Origin of the sequence: Ochrobactrum soli (assembly GCF_003664555.1) — a bacterium.
Taxonomy (GTDB): domain Bacteria; phylum Pseudomonadota; class Alphaproteobacteria; order Rhizobiales; family Rhizobiaceae; genus Brucella; species Brucella teleogrylli.
The window spans coordinates 261,529-283,447 of record NZ_RCHH01000002.1 but is presented as its reverse complement, the minus strand read 5'-3'; the positions used below and the strand labels follow the sequence as shown (position 1 = coordinate 283,447).

Sequence of the window (21,919 nt, the reverse complement as noted above, 5' to 3'; positions counted from 1 at the left end):
TGTGGGGCCTATTGCAAAGAGTCACCGTCATTGCAAGGCCCGACTGTTCACAATTGTTGAAAAAGGCCGGATTTCCGGCCTTTCCGCGTGTCAAAAAGCGGGATTCAGTAAGGGATTTCAGTTCCTTGCTGAAAATGCTCAAAGTTTATGCGCGATTTGCCGCAAGCCAGGTAGAATATTCCTGCATGGTGCGGTCGGCGATGGCCTGCATGGTGGCGGGCTGCACCACGCTCCATGAGTCTGCCGCTGCACCTTGCACTTTCTCCTGTCCCTGAATGCGGTGCAGCCGGTTGCCGGAAGCATCCAGTACATCCCAGACATAGAGAACGGTCGTCTGGTTGTCCTCGGAGAGAACCGAGAAGTACCCCTTCATAACATAGGCTGCACTGGTGTCATTGGAGCCTGCCAGCTCGACGCCCTTGGCCTTGGCGTCGTCATTCATTCGGTGCGTCAGCGGCGTCACCACATTGACGGGCGCGCCGACAATGGGCGCGATGTGCAATTTGCCCGGCTTCAGTGTTGCCGTTCGCGCCGATGTCGTGGCCGGTGTTGTGGAAGGCGTTGTTGTCGTATTGGCAGTTGCGGGCGCAGTCGTGCCGGCGGGCGAGGTCGCCTGTCCGTTAGCCGGTTGTCCGGCAGTTTGGCCAGAGCCCTGCACATTCAGTGCGGATTCGGTGCTGTTGCAGGCAGCGAGCGCTCCGGCAAGCAACAGCATCATCGAAATATGTGCCTTGTTCATGGTCGGCTTCATGCTCCTGAAAACACATGGTCCTGAAAATACAGGCGGTTCTCACGTCAGGCCGATTTATCGCCGATCGTGGGCCGTTTGACAATGATGTCAGGCGATAAGCATATCAAGAGAATGGCGGGATAATGGCTGAGCAGCACCATTTGTTGTGAGATATGTCTGTCCGAGCGTCATTGCAGCGCCGCTGTCGGAGTCCATGATGATCATGTGCGCAAAGAGCGTCATGTCCGGCTGGATGCTTTCCGGATTGCCCGCATAGAACATTTGCGGGTCCATCCAGGAGGGTGTGAAGCGTGCCCCGACCGAGTAGCCGCAGGCATTCAGGCGGTGGCGGGTCAGCCCGTGTGCTTCCATGGTGCGGGCATGGGCGTCGAACACATCACCGAATGTTGAAGCCGGTGTCATCGCCGCCTCGACGGCCTCCAGCGCCTCGCGGGCGGCATCGTAAAGCGTGACGTGGTGTTCCGTCGGCTGGCCAATCAGGATCGTGCGCATCATCGGCGCGTGATAATGGCGGAACACGCCCGACCATTCGAGCGTAAGCTGGTCGGTGGCATCAAGCGTGCGGCGACCGGATTTATAGCGGCAGAGCAGGGCGTCTTCGCCGGAGCCGATGATATATTCATTGGCCGGATAGTCGCCGTCGCCGGAAAAATTGGCGCTCATCATGGCGGCCAGAATATCGGCTTCGCTTGCGCCCGCGCGGGTGGTTTTCAGCGCGGCGTCGAGCGCATCATCGCTCAGTTGCGCTGCGCGCTTGGCATAGGCGATTTCCGCCGGGCTTTTCAAAAGGCGTAGGCGGTCCACCATGCCGGATGCGTCGAACAATTTGGCAAAGCTCTGCAATTGCTCGTCGAGCCTGCGGGCATTCGCGCCGGTGAGGCCGTGGGTCTGGTATTCGATGCCGATGCGCGTGCCGAGCAGATCAAGCTCGGTCAGGATATTGCGCAAATCCGCTGCCGGATTTGCATTGTCGCGGTCGGTCCAGACAACGATGTTCTCGATATTGGATGTCTGGCGCGCCTGGCGCAAATCCGCCGAGCGCGTCATCAGCACCATCGAGCCGTCAGCCTTCACCACAAGGCACTGGAAGAAGCAGAAGCCGAACGTGTCATAGCCGGTCAGCCAATACATGCTTTCCTGTGCGAACAGCAGCAGGGCATCGAGCTTGTCCTCCTCCATCTTCAAGATCAGACGGTCGCGGCGTGCGGCGAATTCTTCCGGCTCGAAGTGAAGGGCCATGCGGTTCTCCTCAAATGGAATCTTTGGTGTCCAGAATAGCAATGGCTGCAATCTGGCGTCCATAATCCGGCTCTTTGCGGTGGGTCGTGCGCCGGTAGGAATAGAACTGGTCTTCGTCGGCATAGGTGCACTGGCGAAGGGATTCTGCCTGTACGCCCGCTTTGGTCAGACGGTCGGTGATGAAGGTCCACAGATCGAAAAGCTTGTGATCCGGCTTGTCCGAGGCGCGGAAATAGCGTGCATAGGCCGGGTCTTTGCTCAGAAACTCCGTATAGAACTCCGGTCCGACTTCATAATTGTCGGGGCCGATTGTCGGCCCAAGAACCGCGACGATGTTCTCGCGCTTAGCGCCAAGCCCGATCATCGCGTCAATGGTGTTTTCCAGCACGCCGCTGAATGCGCCCCGCCAGCCCGCATGGGCGGAACCGATGACACCGGCCTCGTGGTCTGCAAACAGGACGGGACCGCAATCGGCAGACAGCGCGCCGAGCGCAATGCCGGGAACATTGGTCACCATGGCATCGGCCTTGGGGCGTGGCGAATCGAAAGGCGCGGTCACATGCAGCACGTCGGGCGAATGAACCTGATGCACCGTCAGGAGATGATCCGGTGCGACGCCAAGCGATTCTGCCACACGGCGGCGGTTTTCCGCGACATGTTCGGCCACATCATCCGATCCGGCTCCGACATTCAGCCCGGCATAAATACCGTCCGAAACGCCGCCTTTGCGCGTGAAAAAGCCGTGCGCAATGCGCTTGCCGGCCTGACCGGCGGGCTTGTCGAGCAGAGGCGAGCGGAGCGGTTGCGGCATGTCGGTCATAGCATATTGGCCTTATTAAACGGCGGGATGGTGGGGGAGGCAGGGTGGCTTGTCAATTGCAGCTTTTTGAAGGGCAATTGGCGCTAGCTTTGTTCGAACGGTATGAGCCGGGTGTCGCGATCGCTGAACGCCAGCACCTTGAACAAGGTGCCCATCTGTTCAGGTGCTGCCAGGCGTTCCACATCCTGCCGGATCTTTTCCTGAAAAGCAGTGTCGCGCCCGCTACCCAGACGACCTGCGCGGTCGAGCAGGCCCATGGCCAGCAGGAATTCGCCTTGGGTCATGGTGCCGGTCTTGCAACGCGAGGCGCGTGCTGTCTGCTCCAGAATATCGAAATCGACATGACTGGTCAGGTCGGCGTCCCCCGGGTGAGCAAAAACATCGTCATAGCCGTGTTTGAGCATGGCTTGCAGCGTGTCGCCAAAGCCGGATTGAAGATGGCCGTAATCGATGTTGAGCGCCGCGCCGCGCGTCTTAGCGATACGCTGCGCGATTTCCTGCAACAGAGCGGTTCGTGCGGGAGCAGCTTCGAAGATTGTGCCGTCAGGGGCCTGCGCATGGTCTTTTGGTAGAAGCGCCGGGTCGATCCCGCCCACGCCGCTGACAAAATGAAATTCATCATTTTCATCAAGCGAAATCAGCCGTTCCACAAAACGCCCGTTCGACTTGACGAATTGCCGGAACGGGATCGCGTCGAACAACTCGTTCGAAACGAGGACCAGTGGGCCGGTGGGGATGTCGGCAAAACGTTCGAACCAGGTGACGGAGACGCCCGTATCGGCGAGCTTCTGCTTCTGCTTTTCGACAAGGCGCGGACTGGTCTCGACCATCGCAACCTGCAGGCTCGCCAGCATTTGCGGGGCAAGCTTGCCAATGCTGCGCAACATGTCGCTCATCAGCGTCCCGCGTCCGGGTCCGATTTCGCACAGCACGGTGTTGGCAGGGCGGCCAAGCGCATCCCATTGCGCGACACACCAGATGCCGATCAACTCGCCGAACATCTGGCTCACTTCTGGCGCGGTGATGAAATCACCCTCGCGACCGAACGGTTCGCGGGTCGTGTAATAGCCGGATTCCCGGTCACCGAGACATGCGGCCATATAGTCGGCAACGCTGATCGGTCCCGTCGTGGCGATCAGCCGTTTCAGCCGGTCTTTGAGCGAAGTTTCAGGCATCTTTGGCTGCTGCGCGGTTGGCGCGCCACATCGCCCACAGGCCGATCAGCACCATCGGCACCGAAAGCACCATACCCATGGTCAGCCAACCGCCAACCAGATAGCCGAGCTGTGCGTCCGGCTCGCGGAAGAACTCGACGGCAATGCGGCTGAGGCCATAGCCGGTCACGAAAGCGCCCGCAATAAAGCCCGGCTTCTTGAGCTTGCGACCGACCCAGACCAGCAGGAGCAGAACGAAAAACAGCACGAACCCTTCGAGGAACGCTTCATAAAGCTGGCTTGGATGGCGCGGCAGCGGTCCGCCATTCGGGAAATAGACAGCCCATGGCGCATCGCTGACGCGGCCCCAGAGTTCGGAATTGATGAAATTGGCGATACGCACCACGCCGAGGCCGACAGGCACACCGGCGGCGACTACATCGAACATGCTCCACACCTTGATGCCGCGTGAGCGGGCAAACAGGATCATGGCGATGGTGGTGCCGAGAATGCCGCCATGGAACGACATGCCGCCATCCCAGACAGCGGGAATGGCAAGCGGGTTGGAGAGATAATAGGAGAAATTATAGAACAGCACATAGCCGATGCGACCGCCCAGCACGACGCCGAGTGCTGCCCAGATGACGAAATCATCCAGCGCCTCTGGCGCCATGGGCGGCTGATTGTGCGCCCAGAGGCGATGGCTGCGCAGAAGCTTCTTGCCATACCACCACGCGAACATGATGCCGACGACATAGCCAAGCCCGTACCAGTGCACGGCCAGCGGTCCGATGGAAAAGATCACCGGGTCAATGTTCGGAAAGGCAAGGGCCGAAGCGGGCAGCAACATCGCTAACATGAAATCACTCCATTTTGTGACGGAACATGCTGGACGAACCGGCAACGGTCAAGCTGTCCTGCAAACGCCTTACAACACGATCACTTTCTATAGCTGCGCTTGCATCGGAACTGAGACGGCCCTATTTCAATTTTATGTTTTCAACAGGTCTCTCCTGCAAATAAGGAACGATTGCCATGACCAGCGGACAAAACCGGGTTCTCGACGAACTCGCCAAGCTTGTGACGGATGCGGCAGGCGCTGCGCAAGGCGTGCGCCGTGAAGTGGAAACGGCCTTGCGCTCGCAAGGGGAACGTGTACTCAACACGCTCGACGTCGTGCAGCGCGAAGACTTCGAAGCCGTGCGCGAAATGGCCATCAAGGCGCGCGCCGAAAACAGTGCATTGCTGGCAAGAATCGAAGCACTTGAAGCACGACTTGCCAAATTTGAAGTTGATTCTGATGCCAAATCGGCAAAATCGGCATCTTCGACGGCAAAATCCAAAAATAATTCCTGATTATTTATTAACAGGCCGCGGGCGGTAAAAACCCTTGTCTTAGAGTCGCTTAAGGCAATGCTCGCGGCCAGTCCCTTTCATGTTTCCACATGCTTTCATGTCTCTTTTCTGAAAAGGGACTGGCGTTCAGATTCAGCATCAATAGACTGAAAACACTACATGATTCGAAGTGTGGTCATGTAGGCGGCGGCGAGGGGCTGTAGTTCTAGTTTTCGCGTCTTTCAGGCTGCTTTCCAGTATCAGTTGCGTATGTGCGTGTGCCATTGAGGCGCTTGCATGCTGTTTGGCATGCCGGTTCCTCGACCGATCAATTCGTGCCTGTTTTTCTGCGCTTGTTCTTGCGCGGCGGCGGGTGCGGGCGAGCAATTCTTGCACGCCGGGAATTTGAGATATCCAGCTTGAGGGTGTCTCACAGAACAGGAAACGGACATGAGCCTTCTTGAGCTTGAATTCGCACGCGAGGCGCATCCGGTGGATGTGATCGAGCAGGTTGCGCATTCAAACGACTGGACATTCGAGCGGACTGGCGACGATGAAATCGCAATTTCGGTTGCGGGCAACTGGACTGACTATCACATCTCATTTTCCTGGATGGAAGATTTCGAGGCGCTGCATCTGGCTTGCGCCTTCGACATCAAGGTGGCGGAACCGCGTGTGAACGAGGTGATGCGCCTGCTTTCGCTGATCAACGAAAAGCTCCTCATGGGGCATTTCGATCTCTGGCAGCAGGAAGGTGCCATCATGTACCGCCAGTCGCTGTTGCTGGCCGGTGGTGCAGAACCGACCAGCCGTCAGGTGGAAGTGCTGCTGGCCGCAGCGCTTGAAGCTTGCGAGACCTATTTCCAGGCCTTCCAGTTCGTGGTCTGGTCGGGTGTCAGCGCGCGCGAGTCGCTGGAAAGCGTTGTGTTCGAAACAGTCGGACGCGCCTGATCAGAATCAAACGATAGCCCGGCGGGAAAAGCGTCGGGCTTTGCACGGCAGACGAAAGCGGACGGATATGAGCGAAGACGCGACCATCACCTGGGCTGATTTCGAAAAGGTCGATATCCGGACGGGTACGATTGTGGAGGCGGTGCCCTTTCCGGAAGCGCGCAAGCCCGCCTATAAGCTGAAGATCGATTTCGGCGATAAGATCGGCGTGAAGAAGTCTTCCGCACAGATTACCAAACATTATCAGGCGGAAGAGCTGATCGGTCGTCAGGTGCTAGCCGTGGTGAATTTTCCACCGCGTCAGATCGGACCCTTCATGTCGGAAGTTTTGACGCTGGGCCTGCCCGATGAAGCCGGTGAAGTCGTCCTCGCGGCCATCGACAAGAAAGTGCCGAACGGCGGCAAGCTGTTTTAGCAAACTACGCTTTTCCGAATAATCACGTCCCCCCTCATCCTGAGGAGGTTCCTGAGCTTGCGAAGGAACCGTCTCGAAGGACGAGGGTTTTTAGTGCGTTTTCCCTCGCCCTTCGAGACGCCGTTTTCAACGGCTCCTTAGGATGAGGGACCCTTCGACAAGCTCAGGGTGAGGGGCGGTGTCTCTCGTTACGCCGGAATGTGGATGATGGCGCGCAGGCCGCCGGTGGGGGCGTCGGCCAGCGTAATGTCGCCGCCATGGCTACGCGCAATGTCGAGCGCGATGGCAAGGCCAAGGCCGCCTGTGCCGCCCGAATCCTGCGTTCGCGCTTCATCAAGCCGCACGAAGGGCTTGAACACATCTTCGCGCCGGTCTTCCGGAATGCCCGGTCCGTCATCGTCCACCACGACCTTCAGCCAACCATCCTCATGCGAAATCGAAAGCTCGACATTTTGCGCATGGCGAAAGGCGTTGGACACCAGATTGCTGACGAGCCGTGAGAAAGCATTAGGGCGAACGTGGATTTCACTGTCGCCGTCGATGGAATATTTGAACCCGCGCTCACGCAGGCGTGCTTCGTTTTCAAGCTTCTCGCACAGGCGCTTCACATCGTAGCTTGCGGTTTCTTCCGCGCCTTCGCCGCGCGCAAAGGCCAGATAGCCCTCCAGCATGGTCTGCATGTCGGCGATATCCTGATTGAGCGGCTCGACATCGATCGAGTGCCCCGTCAACGCCAATTGCAGTTTGAAGCGGGTGAGAATGGTGCGCAGATCGTGGCTGACGCCGGACAGCATCGCTGTGCGCTGTTCGATCTGGCGCTCGATGCGGGAACGCATCTGAATGAAGGCGATACCAGCCTTGCGCACTTCTTCCGCGCCGTGCGGCTTGAAACCTTCCGGCATGGAGCGGCCCTTGCCGAAACTTTCGGCAGCGTCTGCCAGTTGCTGGATCGGCTTGATCTGGTTGCGAAGGAAGGCAATGGCGATGATGAGAAGTACTAGCGCGGTGCCCACCATCCAGGTCAGGAAAATGCCGGTATTGGACGCATAAGCCTGACTGCGGCGGGCAAAAACGCGTAGCACCTTGTCATCGAGCTTGATGCGGATTTCGATCAGGTCGGAATCGCCCACCGTATCGACCCAGAAGGGCCGGTTGATCTGACGGGTGATCTCTTCACTGAGGAAGTAATCCAGAATGGCGAAGAACGGCTTCGGTCCTGGTGCGGGCAGGGGATCGGGCGGCAGGATCGAGATATTGAGCGCCAGACGCTGCTGCGCGAGGCGGATCAGATTGTCGTAGCCCGGTTCCTGCGGATAGGTTTCCAGAATGTCGATGATCGCCGAAATATCGCGCACGACAGCCGTGGAAAGCCGCTCGGTCACCATCTGCCAGTGGCGTTCCATGAACACATAGGCGATCACGGACTGCAGCAGGACCATCGGGGCGATGATGATGATGAGCGACCGCGCATAGAGACCTTTCGGCATCCGGCGCGCCAGCCAGCGCGAGAGGTTTTTCCAAAGCGTCATCGTCTCAGAATGTCCCAAACAGCGGCCGGTTGCGTCAAATCACAACTATTCGATGCTGAGCTTGTAGCCGATGCCACGCACAGTCTGGAGCCAGACCGGGTTAGCCGGGTCCTGCTCGATCTTGCGGCGGAGACGGTTGATCTGAACATCGATTGTACGCTCGCCGACATCGCCGTCCTGTCCGGTCAATTCATGACGTGGAATGGTTTCTCCCGCGCGTTCCGCGAAGATCGCCATGATGTCCTGCTCACGATCCGTGAGCTTGATGGTTTCGGCGCCCTTCTTCAATTCGCGGCGCGGAATGAAGAATGTGTAAGGCCCGAACACGATCTGTTCGATCTTGGGCTGGGCAGGCGGTGCGCCGCGGCGCAGAATATTGTTGATGCGCAGCGTCAGCTCGCGCGGATCGAACGGTTTTGGCAGATAATCGTCTGCGCCCGCCGAAAGGCCGTCAATGCGGTTGTCGGTTTCCGACAGCGCAGTCAGCATTAGGATCGGCACGTTCTTTTGTTCGCGCAGCGAGCGGGTCAGAGAAACGCCGGTCTCGCCGGGCATCATTACGTCGAGAATCAGAAGGTCGAAATCGATACCTTCCAGCTTGCGGCGCGCTTCGGCAGCGCTTGCGGCAATGGTGACGCGGAAGCCGCTATTGGTCAGATACTGCGAAAGCAGGCTGCGAATTCGCGTGTCGTCATCGACAACGAGCAGATGCGGGGCGTCATCCGAGAGTGATTTTTGTTCTTCTACGGTCATGGCGTCTTTCGATCCCATTCAGTTTCTGTTCGCTGACGACACAGGGCCGTCGGACGCGCATATTATCGACTGGAATGTGGCACGTCCATTCGCTGTGTTTGTGTATATGTTTTTACACAAGCACTTACTGCTACCTGTCGTAACACTTGGTAGCCCGAAGGCTATTCCTATCAAGACGGTTCTGAGCTGGAAAAGCTGTCGATCTGAGCGCGGCGTTCCGGATTGACCATATTATACAGGAAGCGCTCGATGATGGCGCGATCCTGCGGGGCGCATCCCTCAAGGGCGCGGGCAATGCGATGCGACTGCGGCAAGGCGAGGGCGAGCGTCAGCTGGCGTCCGCTTTTCGTGGGGTAGAGCTTGCGGTGGCGACGGTCGTGGAGACCGGTTGCCTGAACCACATGGCCGGTATCGATCAGCTGCTTGAGAACACGCGACAGGCTCTGCTTGGTGATGCGCAGAACTTCCAGAAGTTCGGCCACCGTCATGCCCGGCTTGCGATTGATGAAGTAAAGCACCCGGTGATGGGCGCGGCCAAAGCTGATCTTTTCGAGAATGAGATCTGGATCGGCGGTGAAGTCGCGATAGGAAAAGAACAAAAGTTCGATGACGTTGAGATCGGCCGCCTCCTCGGCTGTCAACGGATTGCTTATATAATTCATGTCGTTCGTCGAATTCACATTGAGGCTCCGTACTGCTGCGATAAATATGTCAGCATTATTGACATAATTCAACCGCCCAGATAATTTTCGGTAAGCGTGAGCTGGCTTTTTGGAACAATGTTTACGCTGGCGCATGCTGGAGGAGAGATAATTACGCGACCGGGTTTCCGATCACTGCCGTCAAGGCCGTGAAAGGAAATCTGCAACCGCATCATCCCGCTGGTCGGGAGGATTATTTTTTGTCCATGCGTGCTCCGATAAGGTTTTGTGCAAAATCTTTGCTCAACCTCTAAGCATTTCGCACCAAAAGGCCAGTATTCGCGGGAAAAAAGGCGCCTGTTTTGCCGGTAATATCGATTTAACCGACAAAATGGGAATGCGGAGACGTTTGCCCGAGCAGAATCTGCCCTGAGACAGCGCCGCAAGTGTAATATTTAGGAGCAAGAAAATGGCTGCGATTCCATTCGATCAAAGGGACGGATATATCTGGCTGGACGGTGAATTCGTCGACTGGAAAGATGCGAAAATTCATGTCCTCACCCATGGCCTGCATTATGCAAGCACGGTTTTTGAGGGTGAGCGCGCCTATGGCGGCGAAATCTTCAAGCTGAACGAACATACCGAGCGTCTGCATGAATCGGCACGGCTTCTCGGTTTTGCGCTGCCTTACAGCGTTGAAGAAATCAACGATGCCTGCCGGGCGATGATCAAGAAGATGGGCTATGTCGATGCCTATGTGCGCCCGTTTGCATGGCGCGGTTCGGATTCGCTCGGCGTTTCGGCCCAGAACAACCGCATTCACGTGGCAATCGCCTGCTGGGAATGGCCGAGCTATTTCTCGCCGGAAGAAAAGATGAAGGGCATTCGCCTCGACATCGCTGAATATTGCCGCCCGGATCCGCGCACCGCGCCGTCGAAGTCCAAGGCATCCGGCCTCTACATGATCTGCACGATCTCCAAACACGCAGCCGAAGCCAAGGGCTATGCCGATGCGCTAATGTTCGACTGGCGGGGCCAAGTGGCGGAAGCGACTGGCGCCAATGTGTTCTTCGTCAAAGACGGTGCGCTGCATACGCCAAAGCCGGATTGCTTCCTCGACGGCATCACCCGTCGCACTATTATCGATCTGGCAAAGCGTCGTGGTATCGAAGTCATCGAGCGCGCAATCATGCCCGAAGAAATGGCCGATTTCACTGAATGCTTCCTGTGCGGCACGGCTGCCGAAGTTACGCCGGTTTCGGAAATCGCCCAATACCGGTTCACCCCTGGTAAAATCACTGCCGTTTTGATGGATGCTTATACAGCTGAAGTGCAGCCAAAGCGCCAGGCGGCCGAGTGACTGGGTTTTAAACAGAAAAAGAGCGGCTTTCGGGCCGCTTTTTAGTATCTTTACTGCTTACTGTTTGACATTGGAAAGTTTCGGCTCAACATCTTTGTGCCGGAATCGCGTTGTTCCGGTATTGGAGCGGCCTCAGATCTGATGACCTCAAATCGACGCTCTGATTTTTGATCAGGCGCGCAAATATTCCGAACGGTTCATGCTTGTCGGAAAGCGCTCTAACAGAGATGGGGTGACGACTATGGAATCTCTATTGCCTATCATTCTCCAGCTGGTTGCCGGCGCTGTCGGTGGCAATATTGCTGGCGCTGCCAAGAACATCAGCCTTGGGACAACGGGTAACACCGTGGCTGGCGGTATTGGCGGGGTCATTCTCGGCCAGCTTCTTCCGATGCTCTCCGGCGGTGGTCTGGATTCGGTTCTCAATGGTGTTGTCGGCCAGCTCGCTGGCGGCGGTATCGGCGGTATCGTTCTGACTGCAGTTGTGGGGCTCATCAAAAACGCAATGGCTGCCAAGGCCTGAGGAATGCATTTGACCGGGTGGAAACATCGGGTCGCGCAAGGATGCACTTGAAATAAACAACTTGGAGCGCGCGCCAATTTCCGGCAAGCGCTCCGGGTAGACGGCACAGTTTTCAGAGCCACCGGCAAGACGAACTGTTTGAGAGGGATAGAACGGACGGCCATGCGCCGTCCGTTTTTTAGAGCGCATCCCGAAAAGTGTGAAACGCCTCCGCAGGGAAATCAGTTCACTGGACTGATTTCTGATCCTGCTTCGATCAGAAAAGATGCGCGTTAAAGCAAACATTTAGAGCGCCGATCTGATCCAATCAGATCGAAACGCGCTCTAATTGCGAGTTAAAATATCCACAGCGATCGCGACGATTGTTGGGGCGGTGCGGGATTTTAAGCTCTTTCCGTATCGGGCCGGGGCCATTATGTGTGGAGCAACACAGGCGGCGGTTGATGCGATCTTCGCCGATCCACAGATGCGATGGAGTATCCACCATGGGCCAGCTACAGGCGATTATCGTCCCCGTTACCCCGTTTCAGCAAAACTGCACCATTCTTTTCGACGGCGACACCAAGAAGGGTGTCGTCATTGATCCGGGTGGTGATCTGCCGAAGATCGAGGAAGCGGTCCAGTCGCAGGACATCGAGATCGGGGCCATCTGGATCACCCATGGCCATATCGATCATGCGGGCGCTGCGGCCGATCTGAAGGAAAAGCTCGGCGTGGAGATTATCGGCCCGCATGTGGACGATCAGTTTCTGCTCGATAATCTGGTGGCGACCGGCCTGAAATACGGAATTGTCGACGGTGTGCGCAACGTCACGCCGGACCGCTGGCTGGAAGAGGGCGACAAGGTCACCGTCGCCGGACATGCCTTCGACGTATTTCATTGCCCCGGTCATTCGCCAGGCCACGTCGTCTTTTACAGCCCGGAAGCCCGCTTTGCGATTGTCGGCGATGTGCTGTTCAACGGTTCGGTGGGACGCACCGACCTGCCGGGCGGCGACCATACTGCGCTGATCCGGTCGATCCGGGAGAAGCTTCTGCCGCTGGGCGACGATATCGGCTTTATTTGCGGACATGGTCCCGGCGGCCGGTTCGGCGAAGAACGCCGCAACAACCCGTTTCTGATCGGAATTGCGTAAAGGTTACAAAAAAGCCGCCCATTGGGCGGCTTTTTCCTTATCGATTTTGCACTTAAAGCGTATCGCGTTCAATCATATTCACGAGGCACGCTTTAAGCTTTTGTTTTTACGCATGTCTTTCTCCCGAAACCGGTTCCCACTTTCGGGAGGTATGCTTTAGTTGGCGGTGCAGAAATGGTCGCGACCATCATAACCGCGATAGGTGCCGCTGCGTGGATTGAACGAGCGGTAAGTTTCCATGCAGTAGTCCTGCCAACCCTCGGTCCATGGCTCCAGATTCCGCGGACGATAGTAAGTCACGCGGCGCGGTGGAGGTGCCGGATAGTAAGCACGTGGCGCTGGGTAATACGCAGGTGGCGGAGGCGGCGCATCATAGATCGGTTCCGGCTGCACATAGGTCGGCTGCGGCTGGCTCAGCGCGCTGCCGATCAGCGCACCGGCTGCAAGTCCGATCACACCGGCGGCAACTGCATCGCCGCTGCCATGGTGATGACGGCGGCCCCAGGAATCTGCCGAAGCGGAAGCAAGAGGAGCAGCAATCGCTGCCAAAGATGCAACGGTCAGAATGGTTGTCTTCGCAAATCGGTTCATTGTTCGCTCCTTCAGAAGCTCGACTGCAATTCCTCTGGTGCAGACCGCTCGAAAGACGGAGCACCAATCATGGATAATGGGTTAACTCTTTCGACATGAATGGAGGCTGAACAATGGTGAAATAGGGCGCCGAGCTCTCAATTGTCGGTAAAATACGCGCAGCGTCTGTAACAATTCGCGGGCGGGTTATGAGGGGGCCCTGGCTCGTTAATTGCCGGATGCGCTCTTACGGACCGCCGACACTCCATTGGAGAAACTTGGGCAATAAAAAACCCCGGCGTGAACCGGGGTCATAATTGGTATTGAGAACAATCAACCGGTAACGGTGATGTTAACGGCCTTCGGGCCCTTGCCGCGACGATCCGGTTCGGTTTCGTAGGAAACCTTCTGATTGTCTGCGAGGCCCGTCAGGCCCGAAGCCTGTACAGCAGAGATGTGCACGAAGATATCCGCGCCACCATCATCAGGCTTGATAAAACCAAAGCCCTTTTCATTGTTGAAGAATTTGACCAGTCCGGTCTGTGCCATTGGATCCGTTCCTTTTCCTTGGCGCCACCATTTCTTTCAAAAACGATGGAATTACGTCTTCTGCCGAGCGCACCACACACCCGACAGAGGGTCATGCAGGCAGTTCTCGACATTGGGAAGGAACCGATCATTGTCTGGGTATTCCCAGACCCGGAACTTATAGCGGCCCCGGCGCGCCGTTCTTCCAGTCTTCCATTTGTTCGCTAAATGCCCGAACGAGTGGAGACTGATCTATGACGCGAATTTTGGCAAGCAAATTCTTTGAGCCCCCGATGATTTGTTATCTTTGAACCGGAACGCGGGTTTATTTTTCCGATTATTTCTAGAATTTCTGAAGCGGTATACCGAAATAGAACAGCCTATCCTTGATATATAAGAGATCTTATAGAGAAGGCGCGTGTTTAAATAGCCGGATTAATTGGTGCGTTTAATAAAGTGCCCCATCTTTGCGGGCGCAAAAATGGTCACTTTCATCGATGCCCTAGCGATTGCGCGAAACAATGCATGCGCCGCCGGCTGCGCGCAACTTGCTACAAATACCATCGGCTTCCGCCCGGCTGTTGGCGCCGATCCGCACCGCATAGATGCCGCGCCGCCCCATCGGGGTGCGAATGCGGCTGATGACCGGGCTATGGCCGCTCAGTACAGAGGCGAATTGCTTGCGCAGGCGGCTCCATTGATTGACAGCCGCACCGCGGCGGAAATTCCCCGCAACCTGTATTCCCCATGGCTTCGGCTTGACGCGCGACATGGGTATCGTCGCCGAGCGGATGATCGGCAGGCGGCGGCAGGCTTCCGTAAAGGAACGCCCCGAATCAAGAGGCCGGTTCTGCACCTCCCTGCCGGAAGCGAAGTCGTCGGCGGGCGCGCCGGTAATATCCAGCACATAGTCCTCGGTTTCGAGCGGCAGGAAACCGCCCGAGCGCATCCAGCTGGAAACACGCCCCGGCCCGGCATTATAGGCCGCAGCGGCGAGACCCCAATTGCCGAAGGCTTTTTTGAGGTCGAACAGGAAACTGGCCGAGGCCGGAATTGCCTGCTCGATGTCGAACGGGTCGGCCAGACCGCGCTCCTTTGCCGTATAGGGCATGAATTGTGCAATGCCTTGCGCGCCGACCGGGCTGACGGCCTGATGGTCGAACCGGCTTTCCTTCCAGATCAGGCGGGCGAAGAAATCTTTTGGTATGCCATGCGTGGATGCGCTGGTCTCGATCAACTGGCAGATTCGATTGACGGTGGGCGCTTTCTTTTCCGGCGGTAATGGTGGCGCCGATATGCGCGGATTGGGTTCGCTAAAGCTTGCCGGTGCCGGTTCTGCCTCGGCGGGAATGAGTGAAAGCGGGACGATCAGAAACGATGCCGCCAGAAAAGTTCCGAAACGCCGCATGTCGTCTTTCTGTTCGCTTTTGCCCCATGCTGTGACCCGGATTGTTCGGGCCGAAAGCTTGACTGCAGAGTAACGCAACTTGGCGACTTGTCGATACGTGGCGTCCAATCTTCCCATTTAAATCTTGCCCTTCGGAACATCTGCTCCATTCTAGATGGGGACAAAAGACGGATAGACGTTTCTGGAGAGGAGGAAACATGTCGAGGGGTTTGTCGTGGACCGGCTTGATTGCCGGTGTTCTGTTGTTGAGCGGTTGTGTTGCGGAAGGTGGTCCCGATCACAGGCCGCCGCCGGTCCGGCCCGGTAATCCGGGCCATGTGCAGGCCTGCCCGATGATCTATTCGCCGGTTTGCGGCGAGAGCAGGGGTGTCCGGCGGACATTCGGCAATGCGTGTTCAGCACGGGCGGAAGGGTTCCGCGTGGTGTCGAATGGTCAGTGCAGCAGTCGCCCGGGTTCCGGCTGGAATGGCCCCGGCGTCGGTCCGGCTCGTCCGCCGCAGCACGGCGTCCGACCGGGCATGGGCGCATGTACGCGGGAATTTGCACCCGTTTGTGCGCGACGCGGCAGTGAACGGCGCAGCTTCTCCAATCGCTGCGAAGCGGAACGCGCCGGTTTCCGCGTCACGGGTGGCGGTCGCTGCTAGGTGAACGGCGAGGCGGATCAGCGTTCACGCGGCTCCGCCTCTCTATATCGCAAGGCGTCGACCAGAAGCGCGAAGGCCGGGGAAGATTGTCTCCGGCTGGGGTAATAGAGATGAAAGCCCGGAAAGGGCGGGCACCAGTCTTCCAGCACGCGCACCAGCGTGCCATCGGCAAAACCGTCCCGCATATAGTATTCCGGCAAGCTGGCGAGGCCGAAACCGGCTTTCGCAGCTTCGACGATCATGGTCGGGGAATTGAGAATGAGCTGGCCTTCGACGCGCACCTTCAGCTCTCGCCCGTTCTTCTCGAATTCCCAGGCATAAAGCCCGCCATAGGTGAGCAGCCGCAGATTGATGCAACGATGCGCGGTCAGTTCCTGTGGGGTGCGGGGCACCGGATGACGTTTGAAATAGGACGGCGCGCCGACCACGGCCATGCGCACGTCAGGGCCGATGGGCACGGCGATCATGTCCTGTGCGATCTGCTCGCCAAGGCGAATACCGGCGTCATAACGATCGGCTACGATGTCGCGCAGCCCGGAATCGACGGCCACTTCGACGTGGATATCGGGATAGTCCGGCAGAAGTCGTTCCAGAGCGGGCCACAGGATGGACTGCGCCGCATGTTCGGGAGTGGTGATGCGAATGGTTCCGGCAGGCTTGTCGCGCAATTCGCTCAGGGCGTCGAGTTCGGTTTCGATCTCTTCGAAACGGGGCCCGATGGTGTGCAACAGCCTTTCGCCAGCCTCGGTCGGGGAGACGCTGCGCGTGGTGCGGGTGAGAAGACGCAGGCCGAGCCGTTCCTCAAGCCCGCGCATTGTGTGGCTGAGCGCTGATTGGGAAACACCAAGTTTTGCCGCCGCGCGGGTGAAACTGCCCTCGCGGGCAATGGCCAGAAAAGCCAGCAGATAGTGAATATTGTCGCGCCGCATTGATGAATCCACTTCATGAGTTCATGCCGATTATAGTGTCTAATCATCGGCAGCAGAAGTTTTTAAGTTTGCCGCGATTTCAGGCGGGGAAAGAAAGGAAACACATCATGCAGATCAAGCGCATCGGGTCTCAGCCTTCGACCAAGGGTTCCGCCGATTATTTCACCGGTACGGTTCGGCTCGACATGCCGTTCAGCACGACGGCACCGGCGCGTGTTGGCGGCGCTACCGTGTCATTCGAGCCGGGCGCACGCACGGCGTGGCACACGCATCCGCTGGGCCAGACGGTGATCGTGACCGCAGGGCTTGGCTGGGCGCAGCGCGAGGGCGGCCCTGTCGAGGAAATCCGCCCCGGCGATATCGTCTGGTTCGAGCCGGGCGAACGGCATTGGCACGGCGCGACGGCCACCACGGCCATGACCCATATTGCTATAGCGGAAGCGCTCGACGGCAAGGTGGTGGACTGGCTGGAACATGTCAGCGACGAAGATTATCACGCATAAGGATATTGACCATGAAGAAGAGAATATTGGGCCGTAGCGGCCTTGAGGTTTCAGCCATCGGTCTCGGCTGCATGGGCCTTAGTTTCGCCTATGGTCCGGCCATGGAAAAGGCACAGGCGGTCGGGCTGCTGAGAGCTGCATTCGACAAGGGCATCACGTTCTTCGATACAGCGGAAGTCTATGGACCCTATGTGAATGAGGAAGTTCTGGGCGAAGCGCTGGCGCCGATTCGCGACCGGGTGGTGATCGCCACCAAGTTCGGTTTCGAATTCGACGACAAGGGTGGTCAGAATGGGGTGAATAGCCGTCCCGAACATATTCGGGCGGTTGCTGAAGCATCGCTGAAACGGCTGAAGACGGATGTGATCGACCTTTTCTATCAGCATCGCGTTGACCCGGCGACACCGATCGAGGACGTGGCCGGAACGGTGCGCGATCTGATCCAGGAAGGGAAGGTCAAGCACTTCGGCCTTTCGGAAGCTGGTCCGCAAACCATCCGGCGCGCCCATGCCGTGCAGCCGGTCACGGCGTTGCAAAGCGAATATTCGCTGTGGTGGCGTGAGCCGGAACAGCAAATCCTGCCGGTTCTGGAAGAGCTGGGCATCGGCTTTGTTCCGTTCAGCCCGCTGGGCAGAGGCTTTCTGGCCGGAACCATCGACAGCAAGACGAGCTTTGCGGCCAATGATTTCCGCAATGTCGTGCCGCGCTTTTCGACCGAAGCCCGTGATGCCAATCAGGCGCTGGTCGATATGCTTGGCCAGATCGCAGAAGCCAAGGGTGTTACCCGTGCCCAGATCGCGATTGCGTGGTTGCTGGCGCAGAAGCCATGGATCGTGCCCATTCCCGGTACGACGAAGCTGCATCGTCTGGAAGAAAACATCGGTGCCACCACCGTCGAACTGAGTGCCGAGGATCTGAACCGCATAGAAGCCGCGCTTGCCGACATCACTGTGCAGGGCGACCGCTATCCGGCGCATTTGCAACAGCGTGTCGACCGGTAGCCCCGTTCAACAGGAGACAGGACCATGCAGGGAATTCAGGACAAGGTCGTCATCATCACTGGCGCAAGCAGCGGTCTCGGTGAAGCGGCTGCGCGGCGGCTGGCCGAAGGCGGGGCCAAGCTTGTGCTCGGCGCGCGCCGTCTCGATCGGCTAAAGGCGCTGGCCGGTGAACTGAAACTGGCCGAAGGCGCGGTTCTGCGAACGGACGTGACCGACCGCCTTCAGGTTCAGCATCTGGTCGATCAGGCAGTGAAGCTGCATGGTCGTGTCGATGTGCTGATCAACAATGCCGGGCTGATGCCGCATTCGATGCTCGAAATGGGCAAGGTGGATGACTGGGATCGCATGATCGACGTCAATATCAAGGGCGTGCTTTATGGCATCGCCGCCGCCTTGCCGCATATGCGCGACCAGAAGAGCGGTCACATTATCAATGTCTCGTCGGTGGCGGGGCATAAGGTGGGACCGGGCGGGGCCGTCTATTCGGCCACCAAACATGCGGTGCGGGTCATTTCGGAAGGATTGCGTCAGGAAGTGAAGCCGTACAACATCCGCACGACGGTGATATCGCCGGGCGCAGTGGCGACGGAGCTTCCCAACAGCGTCACAGACCCGCAGCAGGCCGAGCGCGTGAAGGCGCTTTATAACAATGTGGCTATTCCGGCGGAGTCTTTCGCGTCCATGGTGGCTTTCGCGATGAGCCAGCCGGATAATGTTGACGTCAACGAAATCCTGTATCGTCCGACCGCGCAGGAATATTGATGGCAAAATAAATGCGGCTCCGGGTGGAGCCGCATTTTTATCTTCCCGGACGACCGGTCTTGCCGGGCCGCCGCTTCTTGCGGGCGACTTCCGCCGGGTCTTCGTAAGAGCCGATACCGGCACGTTCGCGGCGAACCGGAGCCTCTCCACCGGCGGGCACTTCCGTCCGCTTCACCGTCATTTCATCCAGCGAGTTCTTGCGGAATTTCGTGTCCGGCGCTGCGGGCAACGGGCCATCATGGCGTGGCTTCGCCATGTCCGTGCCCGGTCCCATATTGTCGAGCGACGGCTTCTGGAACAGAGACTTGCCGCTGGTGTCATCAACCGTTCTATGCACCTTGCGCCCGGCATTGTGGCGGCCCTTTGTGCGCCCGGTGACCGGGCTTTCCAGTTCCACCTCCCGCGCCATCGGATCGTCGGCAATGGCGAGTTCCGTCTCGCGCAGGCGCTTGATTTCGTCGCGCAGACGCGCGGCCTTTTCGAAATCCAGATCGGCAGCGGCATCGCGCATCTGCTTTTCCAGATATTCCAGATGGGCTTGCAGATTGTTGCCCATCATGCCGCCTTCTTCGGCAAAGCCCGAAATATCGGCGCGGACATGGTCGCGTTCGTAGACCGAGTTCAGAATATCCGAAATGTTCTTCTTCACCGAGGCCGGTGTTATGCCGTGTTCTTCATTATAGGCAATCTGCTTCTCACGGCGACGGCTGGTTTCATCCATGGCACGCTGCATCGAGCCGGTAATGTTGTCGGCGTAAAGGATAACCTTGCCGTCGACATTACGCGCGGCGCGACCGATGGTCTGGACCAGTGAGGTTTCAGACCGCAGAAAACCTTCCTTGTCGGCGTCGAGAATGGCAACGAAGCCGCATTCGGGAATGTCGAGACCTTCGCGCAGCAGGTTGATGCCGACCAGCACGTCGAATGCGCCAAGCCGCAGATCGCGGATGATCTCGATACGCTCCAGCGTGTCGATATCGGAGTGCATGTAGCGCACGCGCACGCCCTGTTCGTGCAGATATTCGGTCAGGTCTTCCGCCATGCGCTTGGTCAGCACCGTGACCAGCGTGCGGTAGCCCTTCTTTGCCGTGTCGCGGATTTCGCCAAGCACGTCGTCCACCTGCGTCTTGGCAGGACGGATTTCCACGGGGGGGTCGATCAGGCCGGTCGGGCGAATCACCTGTTCAGCAAAAACGCCACCCGCTTCTTCCATTTCCCAGCTGCCCGGCGTTGCCGAAACGGCAATAGTCTGCGGACGCATCGCGTCCCATTCCTCGAAGCGGAGCGGGCGGTTATCCATGCAGGACGGCAGGCGGAAGCCATATTCGGCCAGCGTCGCCTTACGGCGGAAGTCGCCGCGATACATGCCGCCGATCTGCGGGACGGTGACATGGCTTTCATCGATGAAAACCAGCGCGTTGTCCGGGATATATTCAAACAGGGTCGGCGGCGGTTCGCCGGGATTGCGACCTGTCAGATAGCGCGAATAGTTTTCGATGCCCGCGCAGGAGCCGGTGGCTTCCAGCATTTCTAGATCGAAAGTCGTGCGCTGTTCCAGACGCTGCGCTTCCAGCAGACGCCCGGCATTGTTCAATTCGACAAGGCGATGCTTCAGCTCGTCCTTGATCGACTTGATGGCCTGATTGAGCGTCGGTCGCGGCGTGACATAGTGCGAATTTGCGTAGATCTTGACCGATTTCAGATCGCCGGTCTTCTGGCCGGTGAGCGGGTCGAATTCGGTGATGGTTTCAATCTCGTCGCCGAACAGCGAAATGCGCCAGGCCCGGTCTTCCAAGTGGGCCGGGAAAAGTTCGATCGTGTCGCCACGCACGCGGAACGAGCCGCGCACGAAATTGATGTCCTGCCGCTTATATTGCTGCGCCACGAGATCGGCGAGCAATTGCCGCTGGTCGAGCCGGTCGCCGATCTTCATTTCGAAGGTCATGGCCGTATAGGTTTCGACCGAACCGATACCATAGATGCACGAGACCGAAGCGACGATGATCACGTCGTCGCGCTCAAGCAGCGCGCGCGTGGCCGAGTGGCGCATACGGTCGATCTGCTCGTTGATCGAGGATTCCTTCTCGATATAGGTGTCTGAGCGCGGCACATAGGCTTCCGGCTGATAATAATCGTAATAGGATACGAAATACTCGACCGCATTGTTCGGGAAGAAGCTCTTGAACTCGCCGTAAAGCTGGGCCGCCAGCGTCTTGTTGGGCGCGAGGATCAGCGCCGGGCGCTGGGTCTCCTGAATAACCTTGGCCATGGTGAAGGTTTTGCCGGAGCCGGTGACGCCGAGCAGCACCTGTGTGCGGTCGTCATTGGTCAGCCCTTCGACCAGATCACGAATCGCCGTCGGCTGGTCGCCGGACGGTTCGAATGGCGTCTCCATCTCGATGGAAATGCCGCCTTCGGATTTTTCCGGGCGGGCAGGGCGGTGCGGTGTCCAGAGCTGGCCGTTTTTGAACAGCGGATTGCCAGATTCGATCAGATCGGACAGCGCCTGCACGGTGGCAGTGGCACCCGACGCATTGAGCCCGGCGGCATCTTCAAGACTGATATCAAGCCCGGCCACAGGATTGAGCCCTGCGGCTGCGCGCTCCTTGGCGGAAGCTGCGCCGCCCATCGAGGTGCCACGACCGCTGCGCGTCGCTTCCTTGCTGCGTTCGGGAATTTTCTTCGGCGTCTTGGCGGATTTCGATGCTTTGGCAGCAGGCTTTGCCGCTTCGTCGCCGATTTCCTTCGCCCAGTCGGCGATGGAGCCGGTCAACGGCGCGCCAGAAAGCTCGGCCTGCGGCATTTCGCTGAAGCCGTCAGCCGTATCGTGCGAATCCTGTGTGTATTTGTCTTTGGAGGAAGCCATGTCGCTAATATGGAATTTCGACATGCAAATGAAAAGAGCACGGCGGCAAAATCCGCCCTGTTGCCGGATCCTGGCAGGTGGCTCCTGACAGAAGGTTGTCA

The 21,919-nt window shown here is 58.1% G+C and carries 23 protein-coding genes; 10 read left to right on the top strand and 13 right to left on the bottom strand.

Going from position 1 to position 21,919, the window contains the following annotated elements:
• Nucleotides 1–145: 145 nt before the first annotated feature.
• The 5 genes from D8666_RS04765 to lgt all read right to left on the bottom strand — a co-directional run bounded on the left by D8666_RS04765 (nucleotide 146) and on the right by lgt (nucleotide 4,823).
• Nucleotides 146–751, bottom strand: coding sequence for a hypothetical protein (locus D8666_RS04765; RefSeq protein ID WP_121536504.1), 606 nt, complete (start codon nucleotides 749–751; stop codon nucleotides 146–148).
• An 87-nt stretch (nucleotides 752–838) separates the two neighbouring features.
• A complete protein-coding gene (locus D8666_RS04760; protein WP_121536502.1) occupies nucleotides 839–1,990 on the bottom strand; it encodes a M24 family metallopeptidase in 1,152 nt (383 codons plus the stop codon).
• 10 nt (nucleotides 1,991–2,000) lie between these two features.
• Nucleotides 2,001–2,810 (bottom strand): peptidoglycan editing factor PgeF, encoded by an 810-nt coding sequence (gene pgeF, locus D8666_RS04755; protein WP_109369492.1) that lies wholly within the window; start codon nucleotides 2,808–2,810, stop codon nucleotides 2,001–2,003.
• Between the two features lie 83 nt (nucleotides 2,811–2,893).
• Complete coding sequence (locus D8666_RS04750) at nucleotides 2,894–3,985, bottom strand: class I SAM-dependent methyltransferase (RefSeq protein WP_121536500.1); 1,092 nt, start codon at nucleotides 3,983–3,985, stop codon at nucleotides 2,894–2,896.
• Nucleotides 3,978–4,823, bottom strand: a complete 846-nt coding sequence (gene lgt, locus D8666_RS04745; RefSeq protein ID WP_121536498.1) for a prolipoprotein diacylglyceryl transferase — start codon at nucleotides 4,821–4,823, stop codon at nucleotides 3,978–3,980. The genes D8666_RS04750 and lgt overlap by 8 nt, the downstream gene beginning before the upstream one ends.
• Nucleotides 4,824–4,999: 176 nt before the next feature.
• Between lgt and D8666_RS04740 the strand changes: the two genes are divergently transcribed.
• The 3 genes from D8666_RS04740 (at nucleotide 5,000) to D8666_RS04730 (ending at nucleotide 6,665) form a co-directional block, all read left to right on the top strand.
• Nucleotides 5,000–5,320 carry an accessory factor UbiK family protein gene (locus D8666_RS04740; RefSeq protein ID WP_109369489.1) on the top strand — a complete coding sequence of 107 codons (321 nt, stop codon included), beginning with the start codon at nucleotides 5,000–5,002 and terminating at the stop codon, nucleotides 5,318–5,320.
• Nucleotides 5,321–5,749: 429 nt separating this feature from the next.
• On the top strand, nucleotides 5,750–6,250 hold the full coding sequence (locus tag D8666_RS04735) for a type III secretion system chaperone family protein (protein WP_078338736.1): 501 nt from the start codon (nucleotides 5,750–5,752) through the stop codon (nucleotides 6,248–6,250).
• Between the two features lie 67 nt (nucleotides 6,251–6,317).
• On the top strand, nucleotides 6,318–6,665 hold the full coding sequence (locus tag D8666_RS04730) for a tRNA-binding protein (RefSeq protein ID WP_121536496.1): 348 nt from the start codon (nucleotides 6,318–6,320) through the stop codon (nucleotides 6,663–6,665).
• A gap of 188 nt (nucleotides 6,666–6,853) precedes the next feature.
• Here the strand turns inward: D8666_RS04730 and D8666_RS04725 are convergent, their stop codons facing one another.
• From D8666_RS04725 to D8666_RS04715, 3 genes are all read right to left on the bottom strand, one after another.
• Nucleotides 6,854–8,194: an ATP-binding protein gene (locus D8666_RS04725; protein ID WP_109369488.1), complete on the bottom strand. Its 1,341-nt coding sequence runs from the start codon at nucleotides 8,192–8,194 to the stop codon at nucleotides 6,854–6,856.
• 45 nt (nucleotides 8,195–8,239) lie between these two features.
• Entirely contained in the window at nucleotides 8,240–8,947 is a 708-nt protein-coding gene (locus D8666_RS04720; RefSeq protein ID WP_121536494.1) for a response regulator, read from the bottom strand.
• A 170-nt stretch (nucleotides 8,948–9,117) separates the two neighbouring features.
• Complete coding sequence (locus D8666_RS04715; RefSeq protein ID WP_121536636.1) at nucleotides 9,118–9,627, bottom strand: MarR family winged helix-turn-helix transcriptional regulator; 510 nt, start codon at nucleotides 9,625–9,627, stop codon at nucleotides 9,118–9,120.
• Between the two features lie 430 nt (nucleotides 9,628–10,057).
• Between D8666_RS04715 and D8666_RS04710 the strand changes: the two genes are divergently transcribed.
• The 3 genes from D8666_RS04710 (at nucleotide 10,058) to D8666_RS04700 (ending at nucleotide 12,607) form a co-directional block, all read left to right on the top strand.
• Entirely contained in the window at nucleotides 10,058–10,948 is an 891-nt protein-coding gene (locus tag D8666_RS04710) for a branched-chain amino acid aminotransferase (RefSeq protein ID WP_121536492.1), read from the top strand.
• A 241-nt stretch (nucleotides 10,949–11,189) separates the two neighbouring features.
• Nucleotides 11,190–11,471: a hypothetical protein gene (locus D8666_RS04705; RefSeq protein ID WP_109369485.1), complete on the top strand. Its 282-nt coding sequence runs from the start codon at nucleotides 11,190–11,192 to the stop codon at nucleotides 11,469–11,471.
• Nucleotides 11,472–11,956: 485 nt separating this feature from the next.
• Nucleotides 11,957–12,607: an MBL fold metallo-hydrolase gene (locus tag D8666_RS04700; protein WP_121536490.1), complete on the top strand. Its 651-nt coding sequence runs from the start codon at nucleotides 11,957–11,959 to the stop codon at nucleotides 12,605–12,607.
• Nucleotides 12,608–12,763: 156 nt separating this feature from the next.
• Here D8666_RS04700 and D8666_RS04695 read toward each other — a convergent pair whose 3' ends face one another.
• From D8666_RS04695 to D8666_RS04685, 3 genes are all read right to left on the bottom strand, one after another.
• Complete coding sequence (locus tag D8666_RS04695; protein WP_109369483.1) at nucleotides 12,764–13,198, bottom strand: BA14K family protein; 435 nt, start codon at nucleotides 13,196–13,198, stop codon at nucleotides 12,764–12,766.
• A gap of 312 nt (nucleotides 13,199–13,510) precedes the next feature.
• Nucleotides 13,511–13,726, bottom strand: a complete 216-nt coding sequence (locus D8666_RS04690) for a cold-shock protein (RefSeq protein WP_109369482.1) — start codon at nucleotides 13,724–13,726, stop codon at nucleotides 13,511–13,513.
• A 481-nt stretch (nucleotides 13,727–14,207) separates the two neighbouring features.
• The gene (locus D8666_RS04685; RefSeq protein ID WP_235858887.1) at nucleotides 14,208–15,113 is read right to left on the bottom strand and encodes a lytic transglycosylase domain-containing protein; all 906 of its coding nucleotides are present in this window, start codon (nucleotides 15,111–15,113) and stop codon (nucleotides 14,208–14,210) included.
• A 197-nt stretch (nucleotides 15,114–15,310) separates the two neighbouring features.
• Here D8666_RS04685 and D8666_RS04680 point away from each other — a divergent pair, with 197 nt between their 5' ends.
• A complete protein-coding gene (locus tag D8666_RS04680; protein WP_121536488.1) occupies nucleotides 15,311–15,757 on the top strand; it encodes a Kazal-type serine protease inhibitor family protein in 447 nt (148 codons plus the stop codon).
• Nucleotides 15,758–15,774: 17 nt separating this feature from the next.
• On the opposite strand, the gene D8666_RS04675 is transcribed toward D8666_RS04680, so the two are convergent.
• The gene (locus D8666_RS04675; RefSeq protein ID WP_121536486.1) at nucleotides 15,775–16,686 is read right to left on the bottom strand and encodes a LysR family transcriptional regulator; all 912 of its coding nucleotides are present in this window, start codon (nucleotides 16,684–16,686) and stop codon (nucleotides 15,775–15,777) included.
• A 107-nt stretch (nucleotides 16,687–16,793) separates the two neighbouring features.
• Here D8666_RS04675 and D8666_RS04670 point away from each other — a divergent pair, with 107 nt between their 5' ends.
• Genes D8666_RS04670 through D8666_RS04660 form a run of 3 tightly spaced genes read left to right on the top strand, consistent with a single transcriptional unit; the run spans nucleotide 16,794 to nucleotide 18,952 of the window.
• Complete coding sequence (locus D8666_RS04670) at nucleotides 16,794–17,189, top strand: (R)-mandelonitrile lyase (RefSeq protein ID WP_109369479.1); 396 nt, start codon at nucleotides 16,794–16,796, stop codon at nucleotides 17,187–17,189.
• Nucleotides 17,190–17,200: 11 nt separating this feature from the next.
• On the top strand, nucleotides 17,201–18,190 hold the full coding sequence (locus D8666_RS04665; RefSeq protein WP_121536484.1) for an aldo/keto reductase: 990 nt from the start codon (nucleotides 17,201–17,203) through the stop codon (nucleotides 18,188–18,190).
• Between the two features lie 24 nt (nucleotides 18,191–18,214).
• Complete coding sequence (locus D8666_RS04660; protein WP_121536482.1) at nucleotides 18,215–18,952, top strand: SDR family oxidoreductase; 738 nt, start codon at nucleotides 18,215–18,217, stop codon at nucleotides 18,950–18,952.
• Nucleotides 18,953–18,989: 37 nt separating this feature from the next.
• On the opposite strand, the gene uvrB is transcribed toward D8666_RS04660, so the two are convergent.
• Entirely contained in the window at nucleotides 18,990–21,818 is a 2,829-nt protein-coding gene (uvrB, locus tag D8666_RS04655) for an excinuclease ABC subunit UvrB (RefSeq protein ID WP_121536634.1), read from the bottom strand.
• Between the last annotated feature and the right edge of the window lie 101 nt (nucleotides 21,819–21,919).